Genomic DNA, 19,255 nt, shown 5'->3' with positions numbered 1-19,255 from the left:
GGTACGGTTCAGGCTATTTAGGTCGTCAGCTCAGTATGGGCTTCGCCTTTATTGCCATGGTCGGATTCTGGTTAGGTGCATCTGTTTATCTGTGTAAGTTGGACAACACCCCTGAAGCAAAACGAATCTCCCGCAAGAATCCATTGGCTTTGATTTGGGAATTTCAGCAAACCGCCAAGCAGAAAAAAAGCCTCCCCGATCTGGTGATGATTCTGACTGCACTTAAAGGTTGGAGTAAATTTAACTATCATCCAGAACATGATGGTGATGTGAAAAAAGCGCTGGCTTATATCGCGCATTCTCCTGCTGCCCAGCAAGTTGCCGAAGCCTATGCTCAAGCGCTTGCAGCCAAAATCAATCGCTGAGGCCGTGATGAATAGTGATCAACTCATCCTGCAACGTGACGGATTAAGCTTGGATGCCAATCTGTATGGTCATCCTGATCATCCTGTAGTGGTGTTGCTACATGGCTTTCCAGATACACCGCATTGCTGGGACAAGGTTTACCCTATTCTGGTCAATGCAGGCTATCAAGTTTTCATCCCTTGGTTGCGGGGGTATACACTCGATTCGGTAAGCAGCGATGCTCATTATGGTTTGGCATCCGCGACAGCTGACTTGAAAGCTTGGTTGAAAATGCTCGATGTTCAACAGTTTCATCTGGTTGGACACGATTGGGGCGCAGCCATCGCCATGAGTTATAGCAGCCAATATACAGCATCGCTGTACAGTATAAGTTTACTGGCCGTTCCTCCGATTCCAGCCCTAAAGAATATTTTGAGCAATTTAAAATATTTTCCAAAGCAGCTGTATTTATCCTCTTATATGCTGCTAATGCAGTCACTGTTTGCCCAAACATTGCTATCGCAAAATCAAGCTGAATTTGTTGCGAGAATCTGGAAAAAATGGTCACCCACATGGCAATTTACACAAGCCGATTTTGCAGCCACACGGGAGGCTTTTAGCCATCCACAAATCGCATGGGCAGCCACACGCTACTACCGTAACTTATTTGCAATTCATCATTCCACCAACTTGAAAGCCAACCAACATTTACTCAATCCAGTCCAAATTCCAACATTGGCTTTGGCTGGTCTGGATGATGGCTGCATGCGTATTCCTCTGCATCAAGCTTTGGCTCAATCCAAATATTTCCCTAAGGGGCTGAATCACTTTTATTTACCCAACTGTGGGCACTTCTTACAGGCCGAGCAACCGCAGCGCGTTGCAGAGTTGCTGATTGAGCATTTTCAACAGTCCCACGTCTAGGCACTAATTCGAACCATTTTTTAACTCCCTCTATATCATTTCAGGATTTTTCTATGAATAAAATCGTGCAATCATCCAAACCCACTCAAGCGGTTGATGTTTTGATTATTGGTGCAGGCCCCTCTGGACTGAGTACCTGTATCAAATTAAAACAACAAGGTATAAACAATGTCGTGATTCTAGATTTGGCCAGCCGTATTGGTGGTACATGGGCACTGAATGATTATCCTGGCCTGTTTTGTGATGTGCCCAGTGAAATGTACTCTCTGAGCTTTGCACCCAATCCGAACTGGTCACGTACTTATGCCCCTCAAGCTGAGATTCGCCAATATTTAGAAGATGTTGCATATAAGTTTGATATTGTTCCGCAAATTCAGCTTGGCACAGAAGTGGTCGAAGCACGATGGGACAAAGCACTGAACCGCTGGATGATCAACACAGCTGATGGTCAAAGTTATAGTGCAAAATTTTTTGTTCCAGCTACAGGCTTTATTGGCGAAGCCAAAATGCCAAGCTTTCCGGGACAAGAGCAATTCAAAGGCACCATGTTCCATTCAGGCAAATGGAACCATGAATATGATTTAACAGGTAAACGTGTTGCCGTTATTGGGAGTGGTGCTTCAGCAATCCAATTCTTGCCTGCTATCCAACCCCAAGTCGGTCATTTATATAGTTTCCAGCGGACTCCATCTTGGGTACTGCCAAAACCGGATTTTGCTGTTCCCAATATCGTGAAAAAGGTTTTTAAAAAAGCACCTTTGCTCGAAAAAATGATTCGTGAAGGTGCCTTGTGGAGTCTAGAACCGTCACTGCCAGTATTCATGAATATCAAGATTATGGAAAAGCTGCATGCACTAGGTAAACTGAATATCAATCTGAGCATTAAAGATCCTGAAATGCGTCGGGCCATTACACCGACACATACGCTGGGCTGTAAACGTCCGATGTTCTCCAACAACTGGTATGATGCGCTGGTGAAACCCAATGTATCTGTACTTTTTCAAGGTCTATCGCATATCACTAAAAATGGTGTCGTCGGTGAAGATGGTAAAGAAATTGCAGTAGATACCATTATCTTTGGAACCGGCTATGCTGTTGCTGAACCTGCGATTTATAAGATTATTAAAGGAACCGATGGTCGCAGTTTAAGTGACATATGGCAACGTCAACCACGTGCCTATATGGGCATGTCAATTTATGGTTTCCCAAATATGTTCATGATGTTAGGACCAAATTCGCAGAATACTGTTGGTTCCGTTATGTGGACAGCGGAGCAACAATCTATCTATATATCCAAAACTATTAGGCTCATGCAGGATCGACGACTTGATCGTATTGAAGTGAAAGAAGCGGTACAAAAACAATTTAATGCAAACATTGATAAACGATTAGCTAAGATGCCCGTCAGAGCAGATATATGTAAAAGCTACTATCTCGATGATGCAGGACGTAACCATATCATTTGGCCAGAGTTTGGCTTTGTGATTAAACATAAATTACATCATGTCAATCTCAAAGATTACAACACTGAAGCAAACATAATCAAAGTCATCGCTTAAACCTGACATCTGAGTCTGCTCTTAGCGGGCAGACTTTTTATTCTCTGCAATGATCCTAAGATCTTGAAACCGTTTGCATCGAGGCTGATTTATCATGATTAATGCAACCACAAGATCGCATGGGTTTGCACCATCATCTGGAAACTTTCTTATAGGGCAACGAATGTTTCTCTAGGTTTGAATCTGCTGTATAAAACCATTCAACCATATCGATGTCCCATGACACAGCCAGTATTACCACAGACCTCTGTTGCCATATGATCGATTGAATTCTGCTGATCAAACCGCAGCTATTTTGTTCTTTTCATCATTTAATTTAGGGAAGATAGCTTTAGCTAAAACCACCTATATTGCATTTCACATCATATTCACGCTGCCCCTTTTAAGCTAACTTTAAAATAGTGTGAGTTTAACAATATGACATTTCTAAGAACTGTGACTCTCTCTGCACTGACCTTACTTTCATTGGTTTCTTGTAAAAGTATACCAAGCTATAGCGCGGACTATGATAGGGCAAATAAGCAAATCTCAGGAATTATATTGAATGATGAACAAGCTCAGCTTGTCGGTCAGCACTTTGTAGCTGCATTTAATACAATGGGAACCGCTGATTTTGTCAAAAATGCGGGGCAACTTTATGCAGATCATTTATACATCAATGATACCCTTTCTCAATTTTCTACTAAAAAAGAGCTGGTTAAACATTTTGAAGGAATGAATGAACATGTCAGCAATGTCTCAGTAAAATTAATCAGTGCAACACATACACACGATTCGGCCTATATTCATTGGCATATGGTATATGACTTCAAAATGTTGGGCCGTATGAAAACCATGTCCTCATATGGAATTAGCCAAATCAAAATAAATGACGAGGGCTTGATCATTTTTCAGCAAGATTATTGGGACCCTGCTAATGGTTTATATCGTTCACTGCCCTATGTCGGCAATGCTTATTCTTTGATCTTACCATTGAAAAAAAATAGTTAAAGTTCAGTCAAACAAATAGCCATGATGAACAACTGTAGATTGTTAAATTTGTTGAATAAAATATATAAAATAAAAGGTAGAGGTGGCAAATGCTTCATTATTTAGCAAAAATTGGACTCAGCAGCTTATGTCTTATGGCACCTTTAAGCTTAGCCCATGCAAATACGCAACTATGTACCACAGCCCCCTTAATTGTCACAACAAAAAATGTGGGATCAGTCAGCTATTATGCCAATAATTGCAGTCAGAACTGGGAAAATCAAAATATTCGATTAGATTTTTCTTATAACCAAAATATTCCAGAATGGGCATTTAAAAAGGCGGCCACTTACTACCTCAAAAAGAACATTGCTCATTTTTCGGATGAATCAGTTTTAAATAGAATTACAGAATTATATCACCCCGTTAAAAAGGGCGATCTCTACACTTTAAATTATGACCAGATGAACAAACAATTAAGCTTGTCTCTGAATCAAAAACGATTAGGTTCAATTACTGATTCCCAAGCGAATCAATACTTTAAAATATGGTTTGGAGACTCACCATTTAATGCTAAATTAAAGCAACAATTATTAAATCGATAACTTGATCAAATTATTATGAACAATCAATTTATTCTTATGGTTGAAGATCACTTCGAGCTGGCCGCCACCGTATGTGAATTTCTAGAACAACATGGCTTTGTCATTGATCATGCCCGTAATTTAGATGCTGCACGCAACTTTTTAAAAACAAACCCCTATCATTTACTTTTACTCGATATTAATTTACCCGATGGTTCAGGCTATGATTTGTGTGAATGGCTTAGAACTGATCAAGGTAGGGATATTCCAATTCTCATGTTAACGGCCAGAGACACTTTAGATGATAAACTAAAAGGTTTTACCGCAGGTACCGATGATTATTTAATCAAACCTTTCGATTTTAATGAGTTAGTGATGCGTATTCGAGCTCTCATTAAACGTTCTCTTGGAGAAGTATCAACAAATAAAATTCAAATTCATGATCTAATCTTAGACAGTTCCACCCAAACTGTAACACGTGCAGGTCAATCGATTGAACTCCCACGCATTCAATTCAAATTACTTAAAATTTTGATGAGAAATTCTCCCAAGGTTATTACTAAACAAGAAATTATTATCGAACTATGGGGCGATGAAGAACCTGAAAGTGATGCATTACGCAGTCATATCTACAACTTAAGAAAAATGATAGATAAACCTTTTCAAGAAAAGTTGATCCATACCATTTCAGGTGTTGGTTTAAAAGTGGCATTTGATTTGAATTCACATTAATTCATATACACCACAACAATTAAACCAGTTGTATTTTCTAATTGTAGATGAGGATGAGTGCTTAAATAATATTGGCGATCAAATAGCTCAACTCTCCATCCCAATTGGGTGCATAGCTTTCTAACCAGTTGTAAACCAATGCCATGACCTTTGACTGTAAGTTGAAATTGTGAACTTAGCTCCTGAACTTTACAATCATTTGGCATTACAATTCCAATTCCATTGTCAGCTATGACAATACTGTTTTGGCGTTGAATGATATGGATATTAGAGCCTTGAGAATAATTTAATGCATTACGCAGAATGTTACTCAAGACCATCTTTGTCATTGAGGGATAAATCTGTCGAGGTAACTCTTGTGGATCATAGTGAACAAAAATTTGAACACCTTTGCTTTGACTAACAGGCTCTAAATCCTTTAGCAAATCACTAATGACAGCGGATAATCGTGTTTGTTCAGCAGTTAAGGTATTGGTGGTATTGCGTGCGATCGCCAATAAGGTTTCGACAAGCAGTTGCATATCCTCAATGGTGTTAGAAATGCGGTGCAATGCTTTATCGTCCCCGTATTTAACCTGACAAAGCTGTACATTGCCTTTTAGAATCGTCAGTGGTGTGCGTAATTCATGACTTACATCACCTGTAAATTCACGCTCTCGATTGATAAAATCACTTAAAACCTGATGATACTTTTCTAATGCTTGCTTTAAATATTCAGCTTCCATATTGCCATTGGTGCTGATTCCCTGAAAGGGAGAAGCCTCTTTATTTTGATGGGCCCAATCAATATGATCCAAAGCATTTGCCAGCCGTGTAATTGGTGAAAAATAGCGTTTAGCTCTCCGGTTTGAAAACCATAAAATGCTATACAGTACAATCAAGCTGAACATCAGCGGGGCTAAGCCAAACATCCACACAATTTTGTTGACATTACTTTCACCAAAAACAAGCAGGACATGTTGTCCATTTCTTTCGCCATAAACAGACATTCGATCTTTGCCATCGACGAAGACGCGATGAACGCCTTGTTTTAAAGTCTGATTTTTAAATGCCAAAGGTGGATCCTGACTCTGCCAACGATAACCATATAAGTTTTTTGTATCTGGCAAATCAGCATTCGGATTACGATCAACTCGCATCCAATAATGTTCCATTTCTTGCTCAAGTGCTGTTTTGAGCAGTGAGCCTTTAATGACCCAGGCACTACATGCAATGCCGATGATAATTGACAGCGCGATCAACCCGATTTGCAACCAATAATGACGGTTAAACATCTCACTCAATGGATGAATATTTTCACCGCTCTTATTGGACCTAAACATACGCCTATCTACTGCTCGATTCTCATTTTAATTATACGGTTTTCTGTTTGAACAGGAAGTGACCAACGACCCATTCTTGTCCTTGTTCAAATCCAAACAATTCCGCGCAAGCCATAAAAAAGATACGCCAACGTTGCCACCAAGCATCGGCATCCTGTGTATATACCTGCTCGAAAAGTGGTTTGAGTTGTTCAGCGTTACGATCCATGTTTTCAAGCCAGGCATTTGCTGTTTTTTCGTAGTGTGTGCCTGACCACTGCCAATGCTGTGATAACTCCAGATGTGTTTGAAAGTGCAAAAAAGTTGATGTTGCAGGCATCAATCCACCCGTAAAGAAGTAGCGTGACATCCAATCATATTCACTTTTTATTTCAAATGGATAATGTAAGAAGCGATGACAAAAAATATGACACCATAACAATCCATTGGGTTTGAGCCATAATTGAATTTTCTGAAATAATTTTTCATAGTTTCTAACATGCTCAAACATTTCTACAGAAACAACACGATCAAACGAGTTTTCTTTTAATTCGAGAATATTTACATCACAAGTAATCACCTTAATATTTTCCAGACCACGTTTTTCCGCTTCAGCTAAAATATGTTGGCGTTGCGTTGCGGAGTTAGAAACAGCAGTAATCTTGGCGTTCGGATAATGCTCTGCCATCCATAAGGTAAAAGATCCCCAACCACAGCCCAGTTCTAAAATATTCTGACCATCATGTAGTTGCGCCCGCTCACAGTATATTTGCAGTGTTAGTTCTTCTGCCTCATTTAATTGGGTTATATCGTCAGCAAAAAAGCAGGCACTGTATTTTAATCGTTTGCCTAAAACGGCCTGAAAGAAAGCGGTTGGCAATTCATAATGCTGCTCATTGGCTTTGTCAGTTTCAATCGCAATTTCACTCTGCTTCAACATATTGAGTACATCCATATAGCGTTGAGCACCCTGTTCGGGATCATAGCGACCTTCCTGAATCAAACGCTTTTTACTTAACGCTCGAATCGCCGCCCGAATTGCTTGATCGGGTACTAAACCGCTCTCAACGAGTTTCAAAGATTGCTGAATAATAAAGTCCATACGCGCACCTACTGTTTGGGTTTCCATGGAATAAACATCGAAGTTCGTTTTTGATAATCGAGATAATTTTGACCTCGATTTTTTAATGCCTGTTGTTCACTAAACGGAATTCCCGTGATGTAATACAAAAAGAACCACATCAAAACAGGATAAATCCAGAGGCTATATAGTCCTGCTGCCAACCCGATTACTGGATAGGCAAACCAATGGATCCATTCAAAAAAATAGTTTGGATGACGTGAATATTTCCATAGTCCCCGATCCATGGTCTTTCCATGATTCTGTGGATTTTGCTTAAAGCGGTATAATTGCTGATCCGCAACTACTTCACCCATAAATGCAATTACCATAATCATGCCTGCAATCATGAGAAGACCATTACTTTGGTTATTCCAAACCGTACTTGGCACATTTAACAGGCTCCACATGGGAATACTGAATAAAATTGCTAAACCAGCCTGAAACATAAAAAAAACTAAAAAACCAAGATGTTGATATTTTCCCATCGCTAAACGCATGTTGGCATAGCGACGATCTTCTTCGTGCTCGGCCACATAACGGCGAAATAAATGCACACTCAATCGTAAAAACCAGATAGAACTCAGAATGGCTATAAACCATCTGACATTATCCGGCGCGACATCTACACACCAAGCAGTAATGACAATATTCAGAAAAATACAAAAACTCCATGCCACATCAACAATGCCTGCACGGCGGTTATATGTTGTCCATAACCAGCAAACTGTCATCACGACAACATCAAGTACAAACAATTGCCACAACATGACTGTCTCCTTGATGTATCAAATAACTTTATGGTGAATAAGGGCTTGCTTCGAATAAAAGCTGTACATTACTAATCACACCTTCTTTAAAGCCACCTTCGCAGTAGCAAAGATAGAAATCCCACATTCGAATAAATTGTTCATCAAAACCCAATGCCAATACTTCTGCCTTGGCATTTAAAAAACGTTCACGCCATTGATGAAGCGTTTCGGCATAGCTAAGCCCAATATCTTCAAGATGTTTTAAACGCAGCTTCTGTTCAGATGCGGCTTGAGTCAGCACACTAATACATGGAATAAAGCTACCCGGAAAAATATAGCGCTTGATATAATCCACTGTACTTAATGCTTTTTTATAGCGTGCATCTTCAATCGTAATGGCCTGAATCAATCCCAAACCAGTTGGCTTGAGTAAGGATCTACATTGATTAAAGTAAGTTGATAAATATTGTTCTCCCACAGCTTCGATCATTTCGATGGAAACCAGTTTGTCGAATTTCCCTTCCAATAAACGGTAATCTTTGAGTTCAACCTGTACACGATGGCTTAGGCCTGCCGCCGCAATACGTTTATTTGCTTCATCATATTGAGCTTGTGAAATCGTAATTGTGGTCACTTTACAGCCATAATGCTGGGCTGCATAAATCGCAAAACCACCCCAGCCGCTTCCGATTTCAACGACATGGTCCATGGGTTTCAACTGTAATTTTTCACAGATCAATTCTTTTTTATAATCAGATGCTTGCTCTAATGTCATGTGTGTTTGCTTATACACTGCACTAGAATACATCATGGAAGAGTCAAGAAAGAGTTTGAAAAAATCATTGCTAAGATCATAATGCTCTGCAATGTTTTTACGGCTGCCTGATAATGAATTTTTACGTGTTTTATACCACGCTTTTAAAATCAGTTGGCTTGCTTGGGAAAGTATATTTTGATTGATTTGATCGAGAACATGGCGATTTCTAGCCAAAATTTGGATCAATTCAACCAGATTGTTACTACTCCAATATCCGTGAATATAACCTTCTGCAGCCCCAAGCACACCATTTTTAAAAATCAGGTTCATCAGGGCTTTATCATATACGTCTATCGTTACTTCTAAATCAGAAATTTCACCGACCGTACCATTCCATTCACCACGGAAATGGATTTGACCATGACGAAGTTTGAGCAAGCTCCGTAAAACCAATGGCAGTGAATCATTTTCACCGAAAATAAGCGTTTTTATCATCTTGTTTTAAATCCTTATCTTTTTTAGGGTGCCGATAAAATGGAACTTTCTTTCGCCATAAATAAAACGCTTGTACATATATCGAAGCGAGCATTTTGAAAGGTTCAAAAACATAATGAACAGCATAACGATCAAGCTGTGAAGGAACTGTGATATTTTCCAATTCAAAAAGCATCGTTGCATCAAAAATTAATTTTTGTGTTTGATAAAGCTGCATATGAATCACGTTTTGAATATCAGAAAAGTTAAAGCGCCATTTGTACTGAATATCCATCGGCATAAATGGAGAAACATGAAAACTTTTTTGAAATTCGAACTCTGCACCATGATAGCCAGAATGCGCTTCTAACCTCTCACGACAATCATGCACATAAACTTTACGTTCTTTCCAAGGGGTGTTGGTGATCTCTGTCAAGATAAAAACAAGCTGTTGCTGAGCATTAAAAATGAAATAAAACACCACAGAATTAAAACTGAAACCAAGCATTCTTGGTAAAGCCAAGACACGAATTGCTGATTGTATCGGTAAGACCACATCTACTTGTTGCAATAAGATTTTTTTTATTCTTTGCCTTAAATTCCCAGTATAGCCCTTCAAAAAATCATTTTCGTCTAGCTTTAAAATATTCCAGTGTGCTGTTGAACACAACCATGAATGACGGAGTTTCTTTGTGATCTGATCTGGATCAAAATATAAATAGCTTAAGGTTGCTTCAAATTGATGAGCCTTGGGGATAAATCGACGATGTCTAATTTTAGCTTTTGCGATAGCAAGTGGAGTTTGCAACATATTCAACGCCCCTATTCATCAGCCATAGTCATTAAATGTTCTACTACACGTTCGGCACTCCTTGCCCCATCTTCGTGAAATCCCCACCCCCAATACGCACCACAAAATGAACTGCAATGTTTACCATTTAATTCATGCCAACGGGATTGGGCCTCAAGCGCATTTTTATTAAATACGGGATGTCGATAATGTCTTTCAATATAAATCTTATCTTTGGCTATCGGTGTATTGGGATTAAGTGTAGAAAAAACCTGTGTTTTACAGTTCAAGTTTTGCAAGCTGTTCATCCAGTAAGTAAAGCCAAAATGAACATTTTCAGCCAAGGTCTGTTGTTCAGTTTGAGGCTGAGGAGTCACATGAACATGCCAGCTCGCCCACTGTGATCGGGATTTCGGCATAATTGCTGTATCACTATGTACCACCATACGATTATCTTGATAATCAAAACAACCTAAGACTTCACGCTCTGTCTCGGAAGGCTCACTCAAAAGTTTTAATGTATCATCGGCATGACTTGCAAAAATGACCCAATCAAATCGCTCTTCTGCCTGTGCTGTTACAATGGAAATATGATCATGACTTCTGATCACTTGCTTTACTTGGTTTTTTTTCCAGACAATTGTTGGACAGTGGCGCTGAATTGCGTAGATGTAGGATATTGAACCACCTTTAACTGTTTGCCACTGCGGTCGATCTTTTAATTGCAACATACGATGGTGCTGAAAAAAACTGATCACAAACTTGTAGGGAATATTCCCCACTTGATCAACAGGGCTTGACCAAAGCGCACCACACATTGGATAGAGGTGCTCGTCTCTAAATACTTGTGAATACCCATGAAGATTTAAATACTGGTCAATGGTTAATTCAGGATTACTTTCTTCGACAGAAATATCTTTATTTTCTTTATAAAAACGAAGTAAATCTGACAGCATCAATCTAAATTTCTTATTTAAAAAGTTTTGTGGTCTAACCAATAAGGACCATTTTTTTGAAGGATTATATTGAAGTCCTGTCACTTGGTTATTCACGGAAAAACTCATGTCACTGCTTTGCGCCTGCACCCCTAACTCGGCAATCATGGCACTAAAGAGAGGATAGTTATACGCATTGAAAACAATAAAACCGCTGTCTATGCTTAGGTTCTTTTGATCAATCCTAAACTCATGGGTATCTGTATGCCCACCAAAATAATTTTCTTTTTCAAAAATAGTAACATTATGCTTTTTTGAGAGTTTCCAAGCTGCATACATTCCAGAGATACCAGAGCCAACGATTGCAATGTTCATGAAGACTCCTTCGTTTGAATTTTGATTACGTTGATTTTAAGATTTTGTTTTTGGTTTTTATAAGCAGCATAAACACGTTGCGGCACAGGTTTTATTGCCCAAATCAAGCCCAACCAAGACATTGCTTTTAACACATAATAGGTGATATCGATTTGCCACCAGAAAAATCCTTGTCGAGTACTACCTGCATAATAATGATGATTGTTATGCCATCCCTCACCTAGCGTTATAATTGATAGAAGAAGATTGTTACGACTACTATCTGGAGTATCAAAATCTCTGCTGCCATATAAATGGGCAAGTGAGTTAATACATAAAGTCGCATGAATCAATAACACAGTTGAAATAACAAATCCCCAGACCAATAATTGCAGTCCAGAAGTGCCTAAATTCGGATGAGCAACAGCGAGCCACTCGCCCAATAGATAGATAGCAAAAGCGGTCATTAAAACAATGGGTAAGCTAAAGCGATCTAACCAAATGATTTCAGGAAACTTTAACCAGTCCTTGATGAGATTTTTGCGCGTCGAAAAATTCTGTGCATTTAAAAACCATCCAATATGGCTGTACCAAAAACCATGTATAGATGAATGAGGATCTTGCTCAGTGTCGGTAAAGCGATGATGATTTCTATGATGTGCTGCCCACCAAAGTGGACCGCGTTGTGCACTCATTGTTCCTAAAAGCAGGAATATAAATTGTATAGGACGTGAGGTTTGAAATGTTTTATGGGATAAATAACGATGAAAAAAAGCAGTAATTGCAAACATTCTGATCACATAAAATATGACCATAAAAATAATCGCAAACCATGAAACTCCTACCCAAAAAACAGCTAAACAAGCAAGGTGCAATAAGATAAATGGAATAATTCTCAACCATTGGATTTGAGTATCTTTGGTACTTTTAGGGCCATCAACTGGATTTGATCCAAGCCTATCTGTATTTGACCAACTATCTATCCATCCCAGAAAAAATTTAAGCATTGATTCTTCCCGACCTACCTATTTTTATAATTTTCATTTTAGAGAGCTGGATATGAAATTTATGTGAACCCCATAACACGAACTTAAATTTTAATTCAAAACTATTAAAAAACAAAAATTTATAGTTAATTTTAATTAATATTTAGTATAGTTCAGTCGTCCCCCTTAAAGATTTCACCTGAATAGTTTTATGGATAAAATTTTGCATCAATAAGCGTTTTGAGATAGACATACAATCTTAGAGAAGGATGATATATCTTTTAGTGATCCAACTAAAAATTTAAGTACTTGAATGAACCATGTTTTAAACACGATCGTATCAAAAACGCCTCAATCAATGCTAGATGTTAATTACCCGATTCTACACACACAATCTATAGATTTCGCACGTCTAATATGTAAATGTTATTGCAAATTTAGTTGAACTAAAAAATTAAACCTGCCCAACGATTTCCATTTATTTTTTCTGTGGCGTGCGAACCAGCTTAGACACATCATATCCATAATCCCGTGCAGTTTGCACATACGATTGATACGTTGCCGCATCCAGATTCGGATCTCTTGATAATATCCACAGGTACTTATGAGATGGGCCTCCGACCAATGCGACACGGTAATTAGAATCAACTCCTAGAACCCAGTAATCTCCTTTGGTGAACGGAATCCATCGTAATCCAGAAGGCAAGAAGCTAACTTTTAGCATACTATTCCCTTCATAAAGGCAAAAATAAGGTCAAATCAAGTCGGATGATATCGGATAAACAGTCAAATAAAAAAGCCTTTAAGTATTGAACTTAAAAGCTTTTTTATATCGGATCGAACAATCCCGAATAATATTTTGGTGGAGATGGCGGGAGTTGAACCCGCGTCCGCCAGCACTACACTCGAGAATACTACATGCTTAGATATCGTCTATTGTTTTAACACTAAGCGACCCGACGAACAGGGTACAAAGTGCGATCCTCTAGATTTGGTATAGTGTCCCGAGGCTCAACACTATACGGACTTGTGTGCGTGCGCTTCAGTCGGGTTCACTGACCACAAGTATTCAGTGAAGCGGACAAGCTGCCCTTAGGCAGCTAGAGCGTATGATTCGTCGTTTGCGACTATTAAAATGCAAATTTTATTTACGAGAGGAAATGCGCTCTCGGCATGCATCTATGAGTTTCATCACCAGCGTCGAAGCCAATAACATCCCCAAAGTACAGCGCAATGATAACATAGATGGCTAGAATTTAAATGTTAATTTCTAAGCATCGAACAAAATATGCGCTTATAAGTCTATATTGTTGCTGAACTTGGTTTTTCAAGACCTGAATTAAAACAAGCTGCCACAAAGACAGCATTCTCGATATAAACTTATAATGCACCATTACCTAACACAATGCCCTCACGGCGTGGGTCTACACCACCAGCATATTTGCTTTGATTATCAATTTTGACTTTCATAATCGTGGCAATACCACTGGTTTGTGCCGTATTGGAAATACCATGCCCTTTTGCTTTTAAACCATCAATCAGTTCCAGCAAAGACAACTGGTCGTTTGAGCTATCAATATTAGTATTAGGGCTATTGGTTGCACCGAAGTTCACCAGCGAAGTTGCCTGCTGGGCATTCAGGTTCCAGTCCAATGCCCCAACCAAGGTTTTAACCACATATTGAATAATGGTGCCACCGCCCGGTGAACCTGTTGCCATATAAAATTCATCAGCTGTGGTGCCTTTGAATACCAAAGTGGGTGCCATGGTACTGCGTGGACGTTTGCCCCCTTCCACCCGATTGGCCAACAAGGCCCCTGTTTGATCGACAGGGTAGGCACTAAAGTCGGTTAGCTGATTGGATAACAAGAAACCATCGACCATATGAAATGACCCCATACTGGATTCGACTGTCGATGTCATGGATACCACATTGCCATAAGCATCGACGATGGTGAACTGTGTAGTACCATGCTCAACTGTCTTATCGATGCCCGCATTTGAGTCGAATTGACCTGCTTGCGCCACCCCCATACTTTGATCTGGACTGATCAATGCGGCCCGTTGTTTTAAATAGTTTTTATCAAGCAAACTGGCAATGCCTTTCGCGGGTAATGAAATGAAGTCAGTGTCTGCCACATATTTATCACGGTCTGCATAGGCCAAGCGCTCTGTCTCAGAAACTAAATGTACGCCCATGACATCGGGTATCCCGCCTTCATTTTCTGGCTGTTTCGGCGGATATTTGCTCATATCGAAGTTCTCTAGAATACCCAGTGTTTGTGCAACTGCAATTCCTCCTGAGGATGGCGGTGGCATGGTACACACATAATAACGGTCACGGTAAGTCGTACAGATTGGCGTGCGTTTTTTAACTTGATAATTCGATAAATCCTGTAAAGTCATCAAGCTTGGAGTAATCGGTGTACGGGCAGCATCGTCCCCGATTGTTTGTCCAGCTTTTGCCACGATATTCTGCGCCATTGGCCCACTGTACATGGCTTTTGCACCTTGGCTTGCCAGTGCTTCCAGCGTTTTGGCATAAGCTTTATTGGTCATGGTTTCACCGACTTTACGAGGCGTACCATCTGGGTAGAAATAGGTCGATACCGCATTGGCATCCAGCGCCAAATGGTCGGCATTACTTACAATTGCATCGGCCAAACGTCCCGGAATACGAAAACCATGATCGGCCAGATCAATGGCTTGATAAAAAAGCTGATCCCATTTCAGTTTGCCATGCTCCTGCTGAGCCTGTTCCAGTAACCGCATCACCCCAGGAACCCCGATCGAACGTCCACTACGGCGGGTGCTTGGTACAGGGGCTGGAGATTCTGGATCATATATATCCTGTCGAATCAGATAGTATTCATTGGCTGCGGCAGGCGCAGTTTCTCGCCCGTCATAAGCTGTGACCGTTTTGCTTTTGGCATCGTAATACATCATAAAGCCACTGCCTGCGATAGTACTGGATTGTGGCTCAACCAATCCCAATACCGCCTGTACCGCAACGGCCGCATCAACGGCACTGCCACCCGCTTTTAAAATCTCGCATCCTGCCTTTACTGCCAATGGCGTGTTCGCGACCACCATATATTGATCAGCATATTTAACCGTATTGTTTAATCGATAGCCTGACGCACCTTCGGGGGCCGCTGGATCACCATTCTGGTCTGAACCCACCACCACACTGGAACCATCCTGTACCAGTTTGCTACAGCTCGTTGAATCTTGGTCAATAATTACATTGGAATTTGATGGGTGATTGCTATTGGAGTCATTGCCCGATTGATCTGATGAGGAATTATTTCCACATCCTTGTAATATGCCAACAGCCAATAGACTACTGAACAAAAATGAATATTTATGATTCACGTGATAACTCCACTATATCGATCGACCTATCCATGCAATTGTCATGCAAGCGTCTTTATTTTTAGGTACAAATGTTTTTAATCTTTGATAAAAAATAACTTTTAGTCATCTCTAATAATTTTGGGCCTTCAATCCTAAGCCCACCAATGTCTCTCCTTGTTTGATCATGTCGTCTTTTTGAACTTTCAGCCCGATTCTGGCACGTATTTCTGCTATAAAAACAGGCAAAATCTAACAATTCCTAGCCAAGACACTATTTTTATACATAAAAAAAGCACCTCCCAAGAGATGCTTTTTTTCTTCAAAATATCTAGTGTGTTGGCATGCCACCCGTATTGCCTTTCGGCTTTGGACTCATCCAGATCAAGGCACTGGCAAATACAAACACAATCGCCAACAGCATAAACACATGATTGGCAGACATGGTAATGGCCTCTTTATCGACCAGATTCGAAATCATAGCGAGTGTCGCATCAGAAGAGAATCCATTCTGCAACAGGGTATTTTGTACTTCTTGCGGATGTAAATTATTCACCATTTCACTACGCGCCACTTTGGCATGATCATCCCAAATCGTGACTGCAATCGACGCACCAATCGCCCCTGCCATGGTTCTCAAGAAGTTCATCAAACCAGCAGCCGAGGCCATTTCCTGTGGCAACACCGAACCCATTGCAATATTCGACAGCGGTATAAAGAAGAATGGCACGGCAAAGCCCTGCAAGATTTGCGGCCAAGCCAAAGACATAAAGTCAGCATCCGTCACCCAAAAAGCGCGCATTAAAGTCACCACACCCAGCAAGGCTAAACCAAAACTGGCCAATGCACGCGGGTCATATTTGGTTGACAGCTTGGCTACAATCGGGGACATGGTCAGACTGCCAAACCCCATGGTTGCAGTTAGATAACCCGCCCATGTGGCGGTATAGCCTAAATTAATCTGTAGCCACTGTGGAATCAGCACAATACTGCCAAAGAAGGAACCGAAGCCAAAAGCCAACGCCAATACGGACACGGCGAAGCCCCGATGTCGGAACACATGCAAATTCACCACGGGATGCTTTTCGGTCAGCTCCCAGATCATAAACACAATAAAACCAACCACGGCAATTAAAGCCAACATGATTATACTGCTGCTGTTAAACCAGTCTCGTTCATGCCCCAAATCGAGCATCAATTGCAGTGCACCAATCCAGAGCACCAACAACCCCAAACCAATCGCATCAATTCGTAGTTTTTCTGTTTTGGTTTCAGCTACAGATAACAAACGTATCGCAGCTAAAGCACAGAAAATCCCGACAGGAATATTGATAAAGAAAATCCAGTGCCAAGAAAGATTGTCACTGATTAATCCACCAAGGATTGGACCTAAAATTGGTCCGATTACCGTGGTCATCGCCCAGAGACCCATCGCCTGTGCATGCTTTTCAGGTGGGAAAATCCGCATCAATAAGGTTTGGCTGAGTGGCATGAGTGGACCACCACACAGACCCTGTCCGATACGGAAAAACACCAGCATTTCCAAGGAAGTGGCAAGACCACATAGAAAGGAAAAGAGGGTAAAACCAATCAGACCAAAAACAAACACGCGCACTGTACCAAAGCGTCCTGCAAGCCATCCTGTTAATGGCACACAAATCGCTTCTGCAACGGCGTAGGAGGTAATGACCCAAGTGCCTTGTGAACTGGAAACTGCGAGGTTACCTGTAATATGAGGCACAGATACGTTGGCAATGGTGGTATCTAGGACCACCATAAAATTGGAAAGGGCGATGACAAATGCTGCAAGCAGTAGACGCCCACCACTAAGTTCTGCAAAAGGATTTTGCGTTTTCATGGCTAATTACTTCGATGCGAGATCAATATCCGCTTGCATCGACAGCCCCACACGCAATGGATGTTGTGCAAGTTCTTTCGGATCAAGACTGATACGTACAGGTAAACGCTGTACCACTTTAATCCAGTTACCCGTAGCATTTTGTGCAGGAATCAAGGCGAAAGCAGCACCCGTACCACCAGAAAAACCTTGTACTACGCCATGATAGACCACATCATCACCATACAAGTCAGAACGTAAAGTGACTTTCTGTCCGGCTTTGACTTTCGCCAACTGGCTTTCTTTATAGTTGGCATCGACATACAGTGCAGACACTGGGACTACCGACATCATTACCGTACCCGGTGCAACGCGTTGTCCAATCTGGATATTACGGCGTGCGATCACGCCATCGATAGGTGCTCGAATTACCGTACGTTCTAGATCCAGTGTAGCTTGTTCCACATGTGCTTTCGCCACCAATACATCAGGAGTCGATGCTTCATTCAAACCTTGGATCAAGGCATCGTTGGCAGCCAATGTACTTTCCGCAGCTTTACGGCTCGAAGAGGCTTGCGCCAAACCAGCCTGAGCTAATTCCAGACTGGCTTTTGCCGTAGAAACCGCACTTTGTGCCTTACTCAATTCTTCTTTAGAAATCGCGCCAGATGCAGCCAGCTCATTACGACGATTCAATTCCAGTGCAGCACGATCGTAGTCTGCTTGCGCCTTGCTCACTTGTGCTTGTGCACTGGTGATTTCATCATTACGCACCACCACTTGAGAGTTCAAAGAACTGCTATTGGCCTGACTTTGTTTATATTGACGCTGCGCCTTGGCAAGTTCCGCCTGCGCCTGTGCCAATTGAATCTTGGCATCACGCTCATCAATACGCACCAACACATCACCCTGTTTAACCTGTTGCGTCTCTTTCACCAATACATCGGTCACCTGCCCACTGACCATCGAGGTAATCTGTGCGGTTTCTGCGCCGACATAGGCGTTGTCGGTACTAACTGAATGGTTAAAGAACAGTGCCCAAATACCGTACAGGATTGCAGCAAGAATAAGAATGAGTGCGAAAAATCCGAGAAACTTTTTACGTTTTGCTTTCATTGCATCATCTGATGCCGAGTCTGAAGCAACATCCTGAGGCTTGGCTTGGGCGTCGGTCATAGGTTATTCCTGAAAATTAAAGAGACTTTTTAACTTTTGGTTTAATCAGCCGATCAGTTTATTTAAAAAAACTTAACTGAATGTTAAAACCCAAAGTGCAAAACGGCAGCAAAATATTATTGGGCATTTTAACGATAAAAAATCATAATACGAGAATAAAAAAAATAACTGATGCGTTCAATTATTAATTAATGATATTTTTTAAGTAGACTCACGATACAAGTCTTTCCAAATCCCCCCAATCAGCTCTTGGTTTAAAGTTTAATCGCGCGTGTTGCCAAAAACGTTGGCATAAATCGATCTACT

General features: G+C 40.8%; 15 protein-coding genes, 1 other RNA gene and 2 pseudogenes. 6 read left to right on the top strand and 12 right to left on the bottom strand.

All coding sequences use genetic code 11. The features are described from left to right. The 6 genes and pseudogenes from Aba26S_RS14920 to Aba26S_RS14895 form a co-directional block, all read left to right on the top strand. Positions 1-365, top strand: a pseudogene (locus Aba26S_RS14920) (metal-dependent hydrolase); the annotation flags it as partial. Positions 366-372: 7 nt separating this feature from the next. Then, on the top strand, positions 373-1,269 hold the full coding sequence (locus Aba26S_RS14915; protein ID WP_043973064.1) for an alpha/beta fold hydrolase: 897 nt from the start codon (positions 373-375) through the stop codon (positions 1,267-1,269). A 53-nt stretch (positions 1,270-1,322) separates the two neighbouring features. Beyond that, the gene (locus Aba26S_RS14910; RefSeq protein WP_043973061.1) at positions 1,323-2,828 is read left to right on the top strand and encodes an NAD(P)/FAD-dependent oxidoreductase; all 1,506 of its coding nucleotides are present in this window, start codon (positions 1,323-1,325) and stop codon (positions 2,826-2,828) included. 417 nt (positions 2,829-3,245) lie between these two features. Then, positions 3,246-3,818 carry a nuclear transport factor 2 family protein gene (locus tag Aba26S_RS14905; RefSeq protein WP_043973059.1) on the top strand — a complete coding sequence of 191 codons (573 nt, stop codon included), beginning with the start codon at positions 3,246-3,248 and terminating at the stop codon, positions 3,816-3,818. Between the two features lie 89 nt (positions 3,819-3,907). Continuing rightward, the gene (locus Aba26S_RS14900) at positions 3,908-4,402 is read left to right on the top strand and encodes a chalcone isomerase family protein (RefSeq protein ID WP_043973057.1); all 495 of its coding nucleotides are present in this window, start codon (positions 3,908-3,910) and stop codon (positions 4,400-4,402) included. Positions 4,403-4,417: 15 nt separating this feature from the next. Next, positions 4,418-5,113: a response regulator transcription factor gene (locus Aba26S_RS14895; protein ID WP_005239047.1), complete on the top strand. Its 696-nt coding sequence runs from the start codon at positions 4,418-4,420 to the stop codon at positions 5,111-5,113. On the opposite strand, the gene Aba26S_RS14890 is transcribed toward Aba26S_RS14895, so the two are convergent. The 12 genes and pseudogenes from Aba26S_RS14890 to Aba26S_RS14835 all read right to left on the bottom strand — a co-directional run bounded on the left by Aba26S_RS14890 (position 5,110) and on the right by Aba26S_RS14835 (position 18,949). Further along, a complete protein-coding gene (locus Aba26S_RS14890; RefSeq protein WP_005239049.1) occupies positions 5,110-6,435 on the bottom strand; it encodes a HAMP domain-containing sensor histidine kinase in 1,326 nt (441 codons plus the stop codon). The genes Aba26S_RS14895 and Aba26S_RS14890 overlap by 4 nt on opposite strands. A 31-nt stretch (positions 6,436-6,466) precedes the next feature. Beyond that, positions 6,467-7,516: a cyclopropane-fatty-acyl-phospholipid synthase family protein gene (locus tag Aba26S_RS14885; protein WP_043973073.1), complete on the bottom strand. Its 1,050-nt coding sequence runs from the start codon at positions 7,514-7,516 to the stop codon at positions 6,467-6,469. 8 nt (positions 7,517-7,524) lie between these two features. After that, positions 7,525-8,304, bottom strand: a complete 780-nt coding sequence (locus Aba26S_RS14880; protein WP_005239051.1) for a DUF1295 domain-containing protein — start codon at positions 8,302-8,304, stop codon at positions 7,525-7,527. A 28-nt stretch (positions 8,305-8,332) separates the two neighbouring features. Next, complete coding sequence (locus tag Aba26S_RS14875) at positions 8,333-9,538, bottom strand: cyclopropane-fatty-acyl-phospholipid synthase family protein (protein ID WP_043973054.1); 1,206 nt, start codon at positions 9,536-9,538, stop codon at positions 8,333-8,335. After that, positions 9,513-10,328 (bottom strand): DUF1365 domain-containing protein, encoded by an 816-nt coding sequence (locus Aba26S_RS14870; RefSeq protein ID WP_005239072.1) that lies wholly within the window; start codon positions 10,326-10,328, stop codon positions 9,513-9,515. Before Aba26S_RS14870 ends, Aba26S_RS14875 begins: the two co-directional genes overlap by 26 nt. Positions 10,329-10,339: 11 nt before the next feature. Beyond that, positions 10,340-11,617 carry an NAD(P)/FAD-dependent oxidoreductase gene (locus Aba26S_RS14865; RefSeq protein WP_005239074.1) on the bottom strand — a complete coding sequence of 426 codons (1,278 nt, stop codon included), beginning with the start codon at positions 11,615-11,617 and terminating at the stop codon, positions 10,340-10,342. Next, a complete protein-coding gene (locus Aba26S_RS14860; RefSeq protein WP_043973051.1) occupies positions 11,614-12,603 on the bottom strand; it encodes an acyl-CoA desaturase in 990 nt (329 codons plus the stop codon). Before Aba26S_RS14860 ends, Aba26S_RS14865 begins: the two co-directional genes overlap by 4 nt. Positions 12,604-13,060: 457 nt before the next feature. Further along, positions 13,061-13,318, bottom strand: a pseudogene (locus Aba26S_RS14855) (lipocalin family protein); the annotation flags it as partial. Positions 13,319-13,442: 124 nt separating this feature from the next. Continuing rightward, positions 13,443-13,802: a transfer-messenger RNA gene (ssrA, locus tag Aba26S_RS14850) on the bottom strand. A 160-nt stretch (positions 13,803-13,962) separates the two neighbouring features. Beyond that, positions 13,963-15,957 (bottom strand): gamma-glutamyltransferase, encoded by a 1,995-nt coding sequence (gene ggt, locus Aba26S_RS14845; protein ID WP_043973047.1) that lies wholly within the window; start codon positions 15,955-15,957, stop codon positions 13,963-13,965. Positions 15,958-16,267: 310 nt separating this feature from the next. Then, the gene (locus tag Aba26S_RS14840; protein WP_043973045.1) at positions 16,268-17,794 is read right to left on the bottom strand and encodes a DHA2 family efflux MFS transporter permease subunit; all 1,527 of its coding nucleotides are present in this window, start codon (positions 17,792-17,794) and stop codon (positions 16,268-16,270) included. Positions 17,795-17,800: 6 nt separating this feature from the next. Beyond that, positions 17,801-18,949 (bottom strand): HlyD family efflux transporter periplasmic adaptor subunit, encoded by a 1,149-nt coding sequence (locus Aba26S_RS14835; RefSeq protein WP_005239164.1) that lies wholly within the window; start codon positions 18,947-18,949, stop codon positions 17,801-17,803. Positions 18,950-19,255 lie beyond the last annotated feature (306 nt).

Source organism: Acinetobacter sp. NBRC 110496 (assembly GCF_000876115.1).
In the GTDB taxonomy this organism is placed as follows: domain Bacteria; phylum Pseudomonadota; class Gammaproteobacteria; order Pseudomonadales; family Moraxellaceae; genus Acinetobacter.
This window is presented reverse-complemented; position numbering and strand designations above follow the sequence as displayed.